The sequence below is a fragment of the Actinokineospora sp. UV203 genome (assembly GCF_056323665.1).
Window position 1 is genome coordinate 3,879,028 of record NZ_CM150484.1, and the last position, 13,604, is coordinate 3,892,631.

14 protein-coding genes are annotated in these 13,604 nt (G+C 69.5%); 8 read left to right on the forward strand and 6 right to left on the reverse strand.

The genetic code is table 11. The features are described from left to right. Window positions 1–30 precede the first annotated feature (30 nt). Window positions 31–1,872 (forward strand): S9 family peptidase, encoded by a 1,842-nt coding sequence (locus ACUZ2Y_RS18325; protein ID WP_476320436.1) that lies wholly within the window; start codon window positions 31–33, stop codon window positions 1,870–1,872. Here ACUZ2Y_RS18325 and ACUZ2Y_RS18330 read toward each other — a convergent pair. Further along, a complete protein-coding gene (locus tag ACUZ2Y_RS18330; RefSeq protein WP_476320438.1) occupies window positions 1,869–2,426 on the reverse strand; it encodes an NADPH-dependent FMN reductase in 558 nt (185 codons plus the stop codon). The genes ACUZ2Y_RS18325 and ACUZ2Y_RS18330 overlap by 4 nt on opposite strands. Before the next feature lie 81 nt (window positions 2,427–2,507). On the opposite strand from ACUZ2Y_RS18330, the gene ACUZ2Y_RS18335 reads away from it, so the two are divergent. The 3 genes from ACUZ2Y_RS18335 to ACUZ2Y_RS18345 are packed head-to-tail and all read left to right on the forward strand — an operon-like array spanning window position 2,508 to window position 5,567. Further along, window positions 2,508–3,557, forward strand: a complete 1,050-nt coding sequence (locus ACUZ2Y_RS18335; RefSeq protein ID WP_476320440.1) for an alpha/beta hydrolase — start codon at window positions 2,508–2,510, stop codon at window positions 3,555–3,557. Between the two features lie 52 nt (window positions 3,558–3,609). Further along, window positions 3,610–4,842: an MFS transporter gene (locus tag ACUZ2Y_RS18340; RefSeq protein WP_476320442.1), complete on the forward strand. Its 1,233-nt coding sequence runs from the start codon at window positions 3,610–3,612 to the stop codon at window positions 4,840–4,842. A 56-nt stretch (window positions 4,843–4,898) separates the two neighbouring features. After that, window positions 4,899–5,567: a hypothetical protein gene (locus ACUZ2Y_RS18345; RefSeq protein ID WP_476320444.1), complete on the forward strand. Its 669-nt coding sequence runs from the start codon at window positions 4,899–4,901 to the stop codon at window positions 5,565–5,567. 71 nt (window positions 5,568–5,638) lie between these two features. On the opposite strand, the gene ACUZ2Y_RS18350 is transcribed toward ACUZ2Y_RS18345, so the two are convergent. Continuing rightward, window positions 5,639–7,372, reverse strand: coding sequence for a protein kinase domain-containing protein (locus tag ACUZ2Y_RS18350; protein ID WP_476320446.1), 1,734 nt, complete (start codon window positions 7,370–7,372; stop codon window positions 5,639–5,641). A 141-nt stretch (window positions 7,373–7,513) separates the two neighbouring features. Here ACUZ2Y_RS18350 and ACUZ2Y_RS18355 point away from each other — a divergent pair, with 141 nt between their 5' ends. Together ACUZ2Y_RS18355 and ACUZ2Y_RS18360 are read left to right on the forward strand one after the other, a co-directional pair. Next, complete coding sequence (locus ACUZ2Y_RS18355) at window positions 7,514–8,356, forward strand: helix-turn-helix domain-containing protein (protein WP_476320448.1); 843 nt, start codon at window positions 7,514–7,516, stop codon at window positions 8,354–8,356. A 6-nt stretch (window positions 8,357–8,362) separates the two neighbouring features. Next, on the forward strand, window positions 8,363–8,542 hold the full coding sequence (locus ACUZ2Y_RS18360) for a DUF397 domain-containing protein (RefSeq protein WP_476320450.1): 180 nt from the start codon (window positions 8,363–8,365) through the stop codon (window positions 8,540–8,542). Here the strand turns inward: ACUZ2Y_RS18360 and ACUZ2Y_RS18365 are convergent. Beyond that, on the reverse strand, window positions 8,509–9,585 hold the full coding sequence (locus ACUZ2Y_RS18365; RefSeq protein ID WP_476320452.1) for an aspartate-semialdehyde dehydrogenase: 1,077 nt from the start codon (window positions 9,583–9,585) through the stop codon (window positions 8,509–8,511). The genes ACUZ2Y_RS18360 and ACUZ2Y_RS18365 overlap by 34 nt on opposite strands. Then, entirely contained in the window at window positions 9,582–10,847 is a 1,266-nt protein-coding gene (locus ACUZ2Y_RS18370) for an aspartate kinase (RefSeq protein WP_431424387.1), read from the reverse strand. Before ACUZ2Y_RS18370 ends, ACUZ2Y_RS18365 begins: the two co-directional genes overlap by 4 nt. 177 nt (window positions 10,848–11,024) lie before the next feature. Between ACUZ2Y_RS18370 and ACUZ2Y_RS18375 the strand changes: the two genes are divergently transcribed. Next, a complete protein-coding gene (locus tag ACUZ2Y_RS18375; protein ID WP_476320455.1) occupies window positions 11,025–12,236 on the forward strand; it encodes a hypothetical protein in 1,212 nt (403 codons plus the stop codon). Then, window positions 12,226–12,804, forward strand: coding sequence for a nitroreductase family protein (locus tag ACUZ2Y_RS18380; RefSeq protein ID WP_476320457.1), 579 nt, complete (start codon window positions 12,226–12,228; stop codon window positions 12,802–12,804). The genes ACUZ2Y_RS18375 and ACUZ2Y_RS18380 overlap by 11 nt, the downstream gene beginning before the upstream one ends. Here the strand turns inward: ACUZ2Y_RS18380 and ACUZ2Y_RS18385 are convergent. Both ACUZ2Y_RS18385 and ACUZ2Y_RS18390 read right to left on the reverse strand, forming a co-directional pair. Continuing rightward, complete coding sequence (locus ACUZ2Y_RS18385) at window positions 12,801–13,139, reverse strand: hypothetical protein (RefSeq protein WP_476320459.1); 339 nt, start codon at window positions 13,137–13,139, stop codon at window positions 12,801–12,803. The two genes, ACUZ2Y_RS18380 and ACUZ2Y_RS18385, sit on opposite strands and share 4 nt — an antisense overlap. A gap of 45 nt (window positions 13,140–13,184) precedes the next feature. Further along, the gene (locus tag ACUZ2Y_RS18390; RefSeq protein ID WP_476320461.1) at window positions 13,185–13,481 is read right to left on the reverse strand and encodes a hypothetical protein; all 297 of its coding nucleotides are present in this window, start codon (window positions 13,479–13,481) and stop codon (window positions 13,185–13,187) included. Window positions 13,482–13,604 lie beyond the last annotated feature (123 nt).

A 13,604-nucleotide genomic window follows, 5' to 3' on the forward strand; every position in this document is an offset into this window, starting at 1 on the left:
CCAGGCTACCCGCCTGGCAGGATCGGACCCGTGACCAACCATCCTGTCGCCGAGGTCCCCGACCGCCTGTTCGCCGATGACGAAGCCGAGCAGCGGTGGCGCGCGCGGTTCCACGCCGCGCGGCTCTCGCTGCCCAGCTGGGCCAGGGACGCGCCCGACCGCAACGTCTACGTCTCCAACGTGAGCGGCGTCTGGGAGGTCTACGCCTGGGACCGGGCCACCGACACCCACCGCCAGGTCACCGACCGCTCCAACGGCACGCTGCACGCCGAGGTGGCCCCGGACGGCGAGCGCATCTGGTGGTTCGCCGACACCGACGGCGACGAATTCGGCGGCTGGGTTCGCGAGCCGTTCGCCGGCCTCCCGAGCGACGGCAAGCCCGTCCCCGCGGTCGGCGGGACCAAGGACGGCTACCCGGCGGGCGTCGAGATCGGCCGCGAGGTCGCCGTGGTGGGTGTGGCGGACGACGACGGCACGACGATCTTCCTGGCCCGCGGCGACGCCGACGCCGAGGTGATCTACCGCGACGAGCACGACGGCGGGGTCTCGGCGCTGTCGTTCGACGAGCGGCTGGTCGCGATCGCCCACTCCGAGCACGGCGACAACCGCCACCCGGCGCTGCGGGTGCTGTCGGTGGCCGACGGGTCGACCGTCGCGGAGAAGTGGGACGGCAAGGGCAAGGGCCTCGACGGCATCGCGTTCTGCCCGGTCGCGGGCGATCCGAGGCTGCTGGTCTCGCATGAGCGCCGGGGCCGCGAGGAGCTGCTGATCTGGGACGTCGAGGCCGACACCGAGCAGGAGATCACCATCGACCTGCCCGGCGAGGTCACCGCCGCGTGGTTTACCGATGGCACCGCCCTGCTGGTCGCGCACACACACGAGGCTCGCGATTCCCTGCACCGCTACGACATCGCCACCGGCACGCTGTCCACTTTGGACACCCCGAAGGGCACGATCGGGTCCGCCAGCCCCCGGCCGGACGGCACCGTCGAGTACTCCTGGTCCAGCGCCGCCGCGCCGACGGTCGTGCGCGCCCTGTTCACCGACGGCACCGAGCGCGTCCTGCTCGCGGCCCCGGGCGACGCCGCGCCACACTCCGTGAAGCTCGAAGACGTGTTCGTGGAGACCGAGAACGGTCGCGTCCACGCCCTGGTCTCCCGCCCGCACAACGCCCCGGACGGCCCGCTGCCCACAGTGTTCAGCCTCCACGGCGGCCCGCACGCGGCCGACGAGGACCGCTTCTCCGCCTACCGCGCGATGTGGCTCGACGCCGGGTTCGCCGTCGTGCACGTCAACTACCGCGGCTCCACCGGCTACGGCTCCGCCTGGCGGGACGCGATCGAGGGCAGGCCCGGCCTGACCGAGCTGGCCGACGTCGCCGCCGTGCACGCCTGGGCGGTCGGGTCCGGTCTCGCCGACCCCGCGCGCTGCGTGGTCAACGGCGCTTCGTGGGGCGGCTACCTGAGCCTGCTCGCCCTCGGCACCCAGCCGGAGCTGTGGGCCGCGGGTGTCGCCGGCGTCCCGGTGGCCGACTACCTGGCCGCCTACGAGGATGAGATGGAGCCGCTGCGCGCGTTCGACCGCGCCCTGTTCGGCGGTTCACCGGAGGAGCTGCACGACCGCTACGTCGAGTGCTCCCCGATCACCTACGTCGACCAGGTGCGGGTACCGGTGCTGGTGGTGGCGGGCGAGAACGACCCGCGCTGCCCGATCCGGCAGATCGACAACTACCTCGACCGGCTGGCCGAGCGCGACGCCCCGTACGAGGTCTACCGCTACGACGCGGGCCACGGCTCGCTGGTGGTCGCGGAGACGATCAAGCAGTCGCTGATCGAGGTGTACTTCGCGCTGAAGGCACTGAAGCTGCGCTAAGAGTGCGCCAGGGCGAACTCGACGACCTGCAGGCCGATGGTCCGCAGGTTCGTCGAGACCTGCGGGTCGTCGCATTCGCCGGAGCCGTCGAACAGCACTTCGGCCGAGTTCACCGCGACGCCCAGCGGCGTCGGCCAGCCGCGCAGCGAGTGGACGACCGAGCGCAGGGCGGTCAGCGTGGTCACCGAGGCCTGCCAGCCGGACGCGCTGGCCACACAGCCCACGGCGCGTCCGTGCAGGTAGGGCCGGTCGTCGTCGCGGAGGTCTTCGACGTAGTCCAGGGCGTTCTTGACCAGCCCGGACACCGTCCCGTGGTAGCCGGGCGAGACCAGCACGACCCCGTCGGCCGCGCGCAGTTCCTCGACCAGCCGCATGGCCGCCGCGGAGCGCTCGGGGACGGCCGGGTCGTAGAACGGGAGCACCAGGTCGGGCCCGGACAGGATCGTCGTCTTCGCCCCCGCCTCCGCCGCCCCGGCCAGCGCGACCCGCAGGGCGCGCTCCGACTGCGAGTCCGCGCGCAGCGACCCACCGATTCCGACTACCGAGATCGTCACGTCCGCCATCCTTCCACCCGACAGAAGCGTGACCAGCGCCCTACCGGCGGGTAACGTCCTGCGGGAAGTCGAGGAGGCTTGATGTCAAAGTTGATGAACAACGTCCCCCCGCGCGTCCAGGCGGCGACCGTCCGGGCGACCTACGCCCTGCCGAAGTCCGTGCGAAGGCTCCTCGTGGGCGCCCCGATTCGCATAGACGGCCAGGAATTGGCGCTCGACGCCCAACTCCTGCTGGTCTTGGAGAAGCTGGCCGGGTACAAGCTCGCCGACGGCACACCGGTGCAGGCACGCGAGCGGCTGGCGGCCTCGAAGGCGCTGGTGAGCGGCCCCCCGATCGAGCCGGTCGCTGTGCGCGGTCTCACCATCGAGAACGACATCCCGGCCCGCTTCTACACCCCGGACGGCCTCGGCGACGACGTTCCGCTTCTGGTCTTCTACCACGGTGGCGGCTGGGTGGTCGGTTCCCTCGACTCCCACGACAACCTCTGCCGCTTCCTGGCCATCGAGGCAGGCGTGAAGGTCCTGTCCGTCGACTACCGGCTGGCCCCGGAACACCGGTTCCCCGCCGCCGCCGACGACGCGCTGGCCGCCTTCCACTGGGCCGTGAAGAACGCCGCCGAACTGGGCATCGACCCCACCCGGATCGCCGTCGGCGGCGACAGCGCGGGCGGCAACCTGGCTGCCGTCACCGCTCACCAGACGGTGCGGGCCGGCGGGCCCAAGCCTGTCTTCCAGTTGCTCTTCTACCCGGCCGTTGACGCCTCCGTCCGCCGCCGCTCCCGCGAACTGTTCGCCGAGGGCTTCTTCCTGACCAGCGACGACATGGACTGGTTCAGCGACCACTACTGCCCGGACCTTGCCGAGCGGTCGGACCCCCGGTTCTCCGTCCTCCTGGCCGAAGACCTCACGAACATGCCCCCCGCCTACGTCGCGACCGCGGGCTTCGACCCGCTGCGGGACGAAGGCGAGGCGTACGCGGAGAAGCTGAAGGAGGCCGGGGTCGCGACGATCGCCCGACGGCACCCGGACCTGATCCACGGCTACGCCACTTTCATCGGCGTGGGGACCAGGTTCAAGGAAGCGACCAGCGAAGCGGCGGCCACGCTGAAGACGGCACTCGCCATGACCTGAGTCCGGCCGTAATTCGGTTGCCTAGACCAACCGAACAAGGTCGGATGAACCCATGCAGCAGTACCGCCGGACGCTCGGCCTCCCCGGTGTGCGCACGCTGATGATCGTCATGCTTTTCGCGCGAATCCCGGTCTCGGCCGCGGCGATCGTGCTGATGCTGCATGTCGCCGTCGGCATGGACATGGGCTACGGCCAAGCCGGTCTCGTCGGCGCCTCGGCGACGGTCGGGATCGCGCTCGGCTCGCCGATCATGGGCCGGGTGGTCGACCGCTACGGCCTGCGCAGGCTGCTGATGATCGTCACGATCGGCGAGACGACGTTCTGGGCGTCGGCGCGGTACATGAACTACGAGACTCTGCTCGGGCTGGCGTTCCTCGGCGGCTTCCTGGTGATCCCCGCGATGTCGATCGGCCGCCAGGCGATCGCCGCGGTCGTGACCGCCGACCTGCGGCGCACGGCGTACTCGCTCGACTCGGTCTCGACCGAGATGACATTCATGATCGGCCCCGCGGCGGCGGTCGCCCTGTCGACGCAGATGTCGACCTCGTGGACGCTGACGGCGATGGCGGTCGCGGTGTTCCTCAGCGGCTCGCTGCTGTTCGTGATGAACCCCAAGATGCGGGCCGACCACGAAGAGGTCGCGGGCGGGCGACGGCTGCCGCGCCGGGAATGGCTGACCCCGCGCCTGCTCGGTGTGCTCGCGGTCGGCGGTGGCGCGGTCTTCGTGCTCGCCGGCATCGATGTCGCCGTGGTCGCCGCGCTGCGCGAGACGGGCCAGCTCAAGTGGACCGGCTTGGTCATCGCGATCACCTGTGTCGCTTCGGCGGTCGGCGGTGTCGTCTATGGCACGCTACGGCGGCCCTTCGAGCAGTTTGTCCTCATGGGACTGATGAGCCTGCTGACCGTGCCGGTCGGTATCGCGTCGGGCCAGTGGTGGTTGCTGCTGACGCTCGCGCTGATTCCGGCGACCGCGCTGTGCGCGCCGACGCTGGCGGCCACGAACGAGAAGGTGGGCAGCCTGGCTCCGGCGTCGATGCGCGGGGTCGCGACGGGCTTGCAGAGTTCGGCGTTCACCCTCGGCGCGGCGGCGGGAACTCCCCTGGTTGGCTTCGTTGTCGATCATGGTTCGCCCGCTTGGGGATTCGCCGTCGCGGGGGCGGGCGGACTGGTCGTGGCGGGCGTCGCGGCGGCTACCTGGCGTTTTCACGAAAAGGTGAATGTCGGTTCCCGGCAAGAGGAACCATCGGAGCTGTGCTTACGATCGGCTAGCCCGGGCATCGACTGAGTCGTACGACTGAACGCACTTCGGATCTTCAACTCGTAACAGGGGAAGTGAGCCGAATGTTCAGGAAATTGGCCATTGGTTTGGCCGCCGCTGCCACCGGTCTGGTGGGCCTCGGCGTGCCCTCGGCCGCCGCTGAACCAACCAGGACATGCAGCGAATCGCTCGACAGCTTGAAGGACAACCTGTCCGCGCTGAGCGAAGAGGCGCAGGCCGAGGAGCCGGATCTCGCGACGACCACAGACCTCGTCTCGTCGTTCCGGACTCTCGTGACCACGCTGCAGACCGATGAATGCCTGCCGGACGTGCCACCGGGTGAAGGCGTGGAACTCGACACCTGTCACGAGGCCACGGCGAAACTACTGTCCCATTTGTACGGTGCGATCGCGTTGGTGACGACGTCCGAGCCCAAGCTGACCTCCATGGGCCCCGAGGCCGAGGGCGCCGCCAAGGCACTCGACGCGTTGACCGAGGGCGAATGCGTGAAGGACGAGGCTCCGCCGGAGGAGCCGCCTGCACCGCCGGTCGAGGAGCCTGCCCCGCCAGTTGAAGAGCCCGCCCCGCCAGTTGAGGAACCCGCGCCGCCGGTTGAAGAGCCCGCGCCGCCGGTTGAAGAGCCCGCGCCGCCGGTCGAGGAGCCCGCGCCGCCGGTTGAAGAGCCCGCCCCGCCGGTTGAAGAGCCCGCGCCGCCGGTCGATGAGGAACCGGAGCCCGCTCCGGTTCCCTAGCGGTACTGATCAGCACTGAGGGATCACTGACAAGCGCAGGCCGCCGCATCCCGGCGGCCTGCGCTTTGTCGTCAGATCAGCAGGTAGCCGAGCCGATATTCCTGGTTGTAGCCCTCGCAGTTGGCGTGAATCGAGTCGAAGTGGCCGCCGCTGTAGGTGCAGCGGTACAGCGAGGCCGACTTCGCTCCCTCCGGGGGCGCGGTGAAGATGTAGCCGAGCAGGCCGATCACCTTGTGGCCCTCGCAGCCGCCGCTCTGATCGGCCGACGTGAAGTGGTCCTCTGAGGCGTTCTGCTTGCAGGAGTACAGCTTCTTGGTGCCGGGCGCCGGTTTCGCGGACAGCGCGCCGAGGGGGTATTCGCGACTGTAGCCGGCGGGCGCGGGGTAGGCCGGGGTCGTGAGGACGTGCCAGCCAGTCGAGTGGTTGTAGCGGGTGACCGTGGTGCGCGTCCACGTCGGCGGCGGTGTGGTCGTGGGGGCCGCGGTGGTCGGCTTGGGCGGGGCGGGCTGGCCCGCCGAGACCGTGGTGGGCTCGACCGAACCGGAGGCCGCGGCCCCCGACGTCGGTGCGCCCGAGGCGCTGTTGCTCGGCGGCGCGGTGGAACTGGGCGCGTCGGAAGACGACGTCGGGGTCTCCGTCAGCGTGGCGGGTGGCGTCGACGACTGGGTCTGCTTGTCCACGACCGGCATCGCCGTCGGGGTTTCCTCGTCCCCGGGGACCAACAGGAAGACCGTGACCAGAGCGGCGACGACGACCGTCGCCGAGCCCGCCAGGAGGGCGGGAACCTTGCGGCTGGGGCGTTTCTTCTCGTCCCACGGGTCGTCGCTCACCCACACCGGGGCTGCGGGGGCCACACTGTCCATGACGTTCTCGCGGGTCGACCGCTGTGGGGCGGCGACCGCCATCGTCGGTCCGGCAACGAGTTCGGTCGAGTCGGCAACCGGGGCGACGAGTTCGGTTGAGCCGTCCGGGACAGCGACCGGCGGGAACGTGACGGTCGTTTCCACGTCCGCGGGCACGCCGAGCAGGGCGGCGGCCCTGGTGCCGGTGAGCCGCTCGGCCGGGTCCTGGCTCAGCAGGCCGTTGAGCAGGGAGCTGAGGGGCTCGCCGCAGCGGCGTGGCTGGGGACGCTCGGTGAGGATGGCGTGCATGGTGGCGGCCGTGGTGGTCCGCGTGAACGGCGCTTTGCCCTCGACGGCGTGGAAGAGGGTCGCGCCGAGCGACCACAGGTCGGAGGCGGGCGCGGGCTGCGACCCGGCGAACAGCTCCGGCGCCATGTAGCCGGGGGAGCCCATGATGCCGCCGGTCGCGGTGAGGCTCGGGTCGTCGACGCCGCGGGCGATGCCGAAGTCGGCGAGCTTCACCCGGTCGCCGGGCAACACCATGATGTTGCTCGGCTTCACGTCGCGGTGCACGATCCCCGCGTCGTGCGCGCTCTTCAGTGCGCCGAGCACCTGCCGGGCGATCGTCACGACCCGGGCCTCGGCCAGCGGTCCGGCGGCGATCAGGTCGGCGAGGGTGGGGGCTTGGACCAGTTCCATGACCAGGTAGGCGAAGCCCCGCTCGAACGACACGTCGAACACGGTGACGATCGCCGGGTCGTTGAGCCCACCCGCCGTCCGCGCCTCCCGCAGGACGCGTTCCTGGAACACCGCCGGGTTGTGCCCGGGCGGGAACGGCAGTTCCTTGAGCGCGACCCGCCTGCCGATGACCCGGTCCTCAGCCAGCCACACGACACCCATGCCGCCGCGGCCCAGTTCCCCAAGTAATGCGTAGCGCCCGGCCACCAGTCTCGGCTCGGCCATGAGATCCCCCTCCGCGCTGTCCGGCGACAGCCTACGAAAGGGAGGTGACGCTGACCCTGCCGGGTCGCGATCTCACCACCCGCGATGGTTACCCCGTTCGGGCAGGTTGCGGCGGGTGGGAAGGACCGTTGTCATGGGTCGATGATCAGCAACAGGCTGCCCGCCCGGATGCGGGCCTTGGCGATGGAGTTGAAGGTCCTTCGGGCGCAGGCAGGCCTGAACACCCAGAAAGCCGCCGCGCGAATCGGAACCTCCACCGCGACCCTGAATCGCACGGAGAAAGCGAAGCGGATATCGCACATCACGGATATCGCGGCGCTGCTGGCGGTTTATGGGGTGACCGGCCCGGAGAGGGTCCGATTGCTGGACTTGGCGGAGAACCTGAACGCGCGGGAATGGCTGGAGACCGGCGATCGCCTGCCGCTGCTGTTGCCCGCGCTGGCAGGCTTCGAGTCAGCGGCGAACGTGATCGTGCACTTCGCGCACTCGACCGTGCCTGGCCTCCTGCAGACCCCCGCTTACGCGCGGGCAGTGCATGCCGCCGGTGACATCACCGGGCCTGATCAAGAGGCGATGGTGGCGGCACGTCTCGATCGCCAGAAGGTGTTGACAAATCCGAATGGGCCCGAATACGTGGCCATTCTCGACGAATCTGTATTGAAGAGGCCATTCGGCGGGCCCGAGGTGATGGCTCAACAGATCCATTGGCTGATCGGCAGAGCGTCCACGCCCAACGTGACGATTCTCGTGATCCCGTTCAAACACGGGGGATACACCAACCCCGGCATGTTCTCGCTCATGGAGTTCCGCTCCGAGCCACCAATCGTCTACCTGGAGAGCGAGGCTGTTTCCGGGTTCCTGGATGCGCCCGAAGAGATCAAGAAATTCCGGAGCAAGACAGCTAAGCTCGTAAGGGTCGCTTTGGGGTCCGCCGATACGGTGAACTTCCTGACGAGGATGGCGGCCGATTACGAACGGAGCTGAAACGGCATGCACGCTGAGTGGCGGAAGTCGAGCTTCAGTGGCGCTGGTCAAGCCGAGTGCGTGGAGATCGCCTACTCAGCCACCGTGCGCGTGCGGGACTCCAAGAACCCCAGCGGCGGCACACTGAGGTTCCCGGAGTCCGCTTGGTCGCCTCAGCGCTTGGCCAGCTGCTCCGCGATCTCGTAGGTGTTGAGGGCCGCGCCCTTGCGCAGGTTGTCGCCGCAGACGAAGAAGTCCAGGGTGTTCGGGAAGTCCAGCGCCTGGCGGATGCGTCCCACGTACGTCGGGTCGCCGCCCACCACGTCGGCCGGGGTCGGGAACTGGCCCTTCTCCGGGTCGTCCACCAACACCACCGACGGCTGCGCCGAGAAGATCCCGCGCGCCTGCTCCACCGTCACCGGACGGGCGAACCGCGCGTGGACGGCCAGCGAGTGCGTGGTGACCACGGGGACGCGCACGCAGGTGGCCGAGACCTTCAGGTCCTCGATGCCGAGGATCTTGCGGGACTCGTTGCGGACCTTCAGTTCCTCGCTGGCCCAGCCGTCTTCCTTGAGCGAGCCCGCCCACGGGATGACGTTCAGCGCGAGCGGGGCCGGGAAGGGCGAGCCCTCCTGGGACAGACCCGCCGCCGCCAAAGCCTCGCGGACGTCGCCTGCCTTGGAACCCAGGTCCTTGCCCGCGACGGCCGCGTACTCGGCCTGGAGGCGGTCGATTCCGTCCTGCCCGGCGCCCGAAGCCGCCTGGTAGGAGGCGACCACAAGCTCCTGCAGTTGGAACTCGTGGTGCAGCGCGCCAATGGCGGCCATCATCGACAGCGTCGTGCAGTTCGGGTTGGCGATGATGCCCCGGGGGCGGTCGGCGATCTTGTCGCTGTTGACCTCCGGCACCACCAGCGGCACATCGGCGTCCATCCGGAACGCGCCCGAGTTGTCGACCGCGACCGCGCCGCGCTCGGCGGCGATCGGGGCCCACTGGGCCGAGATCTCGTCGGGCACGTCGAACATCGCGACGTCGACGCCGTCGAAGACCTCCGGCGCAAGGGCGATCACCGTCAGCTCCTCGCCGCGCACGGTGATCTTCTTGCCCGCCGACCGCGGCGACGCGATCAGCCGGACCTCACCCCACGGCCATTCCTTGCGGCCGTTCATGATGTCGATCATCACGGTGCCCACGGCGCCGGTTGCGCCCACCAGGGCCAGCGTCGGCTTGGTCGTCGTCTGCTGGGTCATCGTCCAGTCCCCCCATACACGACGGCCTGCTCGTCGCCGCCGAGGTCGAACGCCTCGTGGATCGCGCGCACAGCCTCGTCGAGCTGCGTGTCGCGGATCAGGACCGAGATCCGGATCTCCGAGGTGTTGATGATCTCGATGTTCACACCCGCCTTGGACAGCGCCTCACAGAACATCGCCGTGACGCCCGGGTGCGACCGCATCCCGGCGCCGACCAGCGACACCTTGCCGATGTGGTCGTCGTAGAGGACCGCGGAGAAGCCCAGCTCCTCGCGGATCTTCTCCAGCGCCGCCACGGCCGTGGGGCCGTTGCTCTTGGACAGGGTGAAGGTGATGTCGGTCTTGCCGGACACGGTGCTGGACACGTTCTGCAGCACCATGTCGATGTCGATCTCGCTGTCGGCCACGGTCCGGAAGATCCGGGCGGCCACGCCTGCGTGGTCCGGGACACCGGTCACGGTGACCTTCGCCTCCGACCGGTCGTGCGCGACGCCGGTGATCATCGCTTGTTCCACGGTCAAGTCCTCCATTGATCCGGCGACGATCGTGCCGGACTTTGTGCTGTACGACGAGCGGACATGGATCGGGACGCCGTAGCGGCGCGCGTACTCGACGCAGCGCAGCATGAGCACCTTGGCTCCGCCCGCCGCCATCTCGAGCATCTCCTCGTAGGTGACGCGGTCGAGACGCTTCGCGTCGGGCACGATGCGCGGGTCGGCGGTGTAGACGCCGTCCACGTCCGTGTAGATCTCGCAGACGTCGGCGTTGAGCGCCGCGGCGAGAGCGACCGCTGTGGTGTCCGAACCACCGCGGCCCAGAGTGGTGATGTCCTTGGTGTCCTGGCTGACACCCTGGAAGCCGGCGACGAGGACGATGTAGCCCTCGTCGAGCGCGGCCTGCACGCGGCCGGGGGTGACGTCGATGATCCGGGCTTTGCCGTGGACCGACGTGGTGATCACGCCCGCCTGGGAGCCGGAGAACGACCTGGCCTCAGCGCCGAGGGCGCTGATCGCCATCGCCACGAGCGAGTTGGAGATCCGCTCACCCGCGGTGAGCAGCATGTCCATCTCGCGCTCCGGCGGGACCGGGTTCACCTGTTTGGCCAGGTCAAGGAGTTCGTCGGTGGTGTCACCCATCGCGGAGCAGACCACTACGACGTCGTTCCCCGCTTTGCGGGTCGCGACGATCCGCTCGGCGACCCGTTTGATCCGGTCGGCGTTCTCCAGCGAGGATCCGCCGTACTTCTGGACGACGAGCGCCACTGCGTGCAACCTCCTCAGGCCCGCGGGCGGGCAGCCGAGGCCGCCACGCTTATCGCAGGAGAGCCTACCTGCGCACCGGCTTCGCCCCGAGGTGCTCTGTGTCTCCCGCCACTGCCCGACAGCTCGCGCACGTGCGGCTACGCTGGGCCGGACGGCCTGCGGATGGAGAGGATCGGGGTGTCTGCGACGGACGTGGCGCCCGCGAGCGCTGAGGAAACCACGACGGCGCCGCCTGAGGTGGCCCCCAGGCGTGCGCGGCGGTGGACCGCCCGACGGATCACCTACGTCATCGCACCCGGGGTGATCTTCCTCGGCATCCGCGAGTTCGGGCTGCTGATCCTGAGCTGGATGGCAGGCCGCAACGACATCTCGACGACCGACGCGCTCAGGTCGTGGGACGGGCAGTGGTTCCTGGCGATCGCCGGGAACGGCTACGCCGGTGTCCCGCCGAACCTGGTCGACGCGTTCGGCAGGCGCAGCTTCGAGACACCGCTCGCCTTCTTCCCCGGCTACCCGACCGTCGTCGGCTGGCTCAGCGACCTGGGGTTCCGGCTGCTGCCCTCAGCGCTGGCGGTCACCATCGCCTCTGGTGTGGTGTGCGCGTACGGGCTGACCAGGCTGGGCACGATCGTCACCGGTGGGTCCCGCACCGTCGGGCTGATCCTGGTGGCGCTGTTCGCCGCGTCGCCCATGGCGATCGTGCTGTCGATGGCGTACTCCGAGGCTATGTTCTGCGCGCTGGCCGTGTGGGCGCTGGTGTTCGTGCTGGAACGGCAGTGGATCGGCGCCGGGCTGTGCTGCGCGGCCGCGGGTCTCGTGCGGCCGACGGCGTCGGCGCTGATCCTGGCCGTGGGGCTGGCGGCGCTGGTGGCGGTGTTCCAGCGACGCGACTCGTGGCGGCCGTGGCTGGGCGGGGTGCTCGCCCCGGTCGGGCTGATCGGCTACCTCGCGTGGGTGGGCGTGCAGACCGGCGAGTGGGACGGCTGGTTCGCCCTGCAGCGCCGGGGCTGGGACTCGGAGTTCGACGGCGGTGTCGCGACCGTGCGGTTCACGATGGACGTGCTCGGCAACGCGCGGTCGGTGCTGGAAGTGGCGACGGTCGGGCTGATCATCGGCGCGCTGGCGCTGCTGGTCATCGGCTGGCGGCGGCGGCTGGAGTGGCCGCTGCTGGTGTACGCGGCCGGGGTGCTGGCGATGGACCTGTGCTCGAACGGGCTGATGAACTCCAAGGCCAGGCTGATGCTCCCGGCGTTCACGCTGCTGCTCCCGATCGCCCTCGCCCTGGCCAAGCGCCGCCCGTCGACCGTGGTGCTCACGCTCGCCGGGATCGCGGTGGCGTCGGCGTGGTTCGGCGCGTACTCGATCACGGCCTGGGACTATGCCATCTGACCTTGGGCCATCTGACCCGCATCCGTTGATCAAGGCACGCTGGAGTCCGCGCGCGCTCGACCCTTCCGGTGTCGTGCCCGAGGAGGCGATGCGGCGGATGCTGGAGGCGGCCCGGTGGGCGCCGTCATACGGCAACACCCAGCCCGCGCGCTACCTCGTCGGACTGCGCGGGACGCCGACATTCGACCGGATCTTCGGGCAGCTCAACCGCGGCAACCAGGCGTGGACGGGCAACGCGGGCGCGCTGCTGATCGCCTGCGCCGCGACGGTGAACCCCAAAGGCGAGGTGCCGTACGCGGAGTACGGCGTGGGGCTGGCGACGGAGAACCTGGTGCTGCAGGCGGTGGCCGAGGGGCTGGTCGCGCACCAGATGGCGGGGTTCGACAAGGCCGGGATCGCCGCGGAGTTCTCGTTGCCGGAGACGGTCAGGCCGCTGGTCGCGGTGGCGGTCGGCGTGCTCGGACCGCCGGAGCTGCTCCCACCAGAGAAGCGGGAACGCGAGACGAGGCCCCGGGCGCGGCTGCCGCTCTCCGAGCTGGCCTTCACCGACTGGGGCGAACCTTTTTAGCCGAGCCGGCGGATCAGCCTGGCCAGGATCGTGGTGACGACGAGCCAGAAGATCGCGGCCAGGCCGTAATTGACCAGCACACCTAGTTTCGCGTCCTCGGGCGGGAACAGGTTCTTGAACGCCAGCACGAAGACGTCCGCGGTGTCGCGGACGAAGGTCGTGATGCCGTTTGCCGTGTTCGCGTTGCCCATCACCAGGATGACGTGCACGACCAGGACCAAGGTGATCAACAGGCCCGCCCACCGCACGAGGTTCGCGACGAGGCCGACGACGTCGGCCCGCCACTGTGCGCCCGTGCGGCTCTGGCGGCCTGTTTTCTTGGTGCTGTCAGCCATGCGGGCAGTCTGGCACGGCGCCCCGCCCGAGGGCTATGCGTGCGATCAGGAGATGACGCGCGCGATGAGGCCCGTGACGACGATCCAGAACAGCGCCGCGAGGCCGTAGTTCACGATCACGTTCAGCGTCGCGTTGGCGATCGGGAACAGGCCGGGGAAGAACAGCGCGAGGGGCTCCGCCATGGACTGGATGAACCTGGAGAACGCGTTCGCCATGTTCGCGCCGAAGATGACCAACAGGATGTAGATGAGGATGATGAAGGCGAACAGTGCACCGATGCCGGACACGATCCGGGCCGCGGTGCCGGTGCCTCGTGTTGCGTACCATCTGCGCGTAGTCATGCCCGAAGGGTGCCCCGACCTGCCGATTCGCAAACTCGGCCAGATGGCCTAACAAGGTCATCGCCCACCATGTGGACGCGGGTTTCCATATCGGGCCGGTCCGTGGCTACGCTGAGTGCGTGG

Bases quoted from the DNA above. Each gene is read 5' to 3' on its own strand.
- ACUZ2Y_RS18335 (WP_476320440.1), top strand. From the start codon at position 2,508: ATGTCAAAGTTGATGAACAACGTCCCCCCGCGCGTCCAGGCGGCGACC.
- ACUZ2Y_RS18340 (WP_476320442.1), top strand. From the start codon at position 3,610: ATGCAGCAGTACCGCCGGACGCTCGGCCTCCCCGGTGTGCGCACGCTG.
- ACUZ2Y_RS18345 (WP_476320444.1), top strand. From the start codon at position 4,899: ATGTTCAGGAAATTGGCCATTGGTTTGGCCGCCGCTGCCACCGGTCTG.
- ACUZ2Y_RS18350 (WP_476320446.1), bottom strand. From the start codon at position 7,372: ATGGCCGAGCCGAGACTGGTGGCCGGGCGCTACGCATTACTTGGGGAA.
- ACUZ2Y_RS18355 (WP_476320448.1), top strand. From the start codon at position 7,514: ATGATCAGCAACAGGCTGCCCGCCCGGATGCGGGCCTTGGCGATGGAG.
- ACUZ2Y_RS18360 (WP_476320450.1), top strand. From the start codon at position 8,363: ATGCACGCTGAGTGGCGGAAGTCGAGCTTCAGTGGCGCTGGTCAAGCC.
- ACUZ2Y_RS18365 (WP_476320452.1), bottom strand. From the start codon at position 9,585: ATGACCCAGCAGACGACGACCAAGCCGACGCTGGCCCTGGTGGGCGCA.
- ACUZ2Y_RS18380 (WP_476320457.1), top strand. From the start codon at position 12,226: ATGCCATCTGACCTTGGGCCATCTGACCCGCATCCGTTGATCAAGGCA.
- ACUZ2Y_RS18385 (WP_476320459.1), bottom strand. From the start codon at position 13,139: ATGGCTGACAGCACCAAGAAAACAGGCCGCCAGAGCCGCACGGGCGCA.
- ACUZ2Y_RS18390 (WP_476320461.1), bottom strand. From the start codon at position 13,481: ATGACTACGCGCAGATGGTACGCAACACGAGGCACCGGCACCGCGGCC.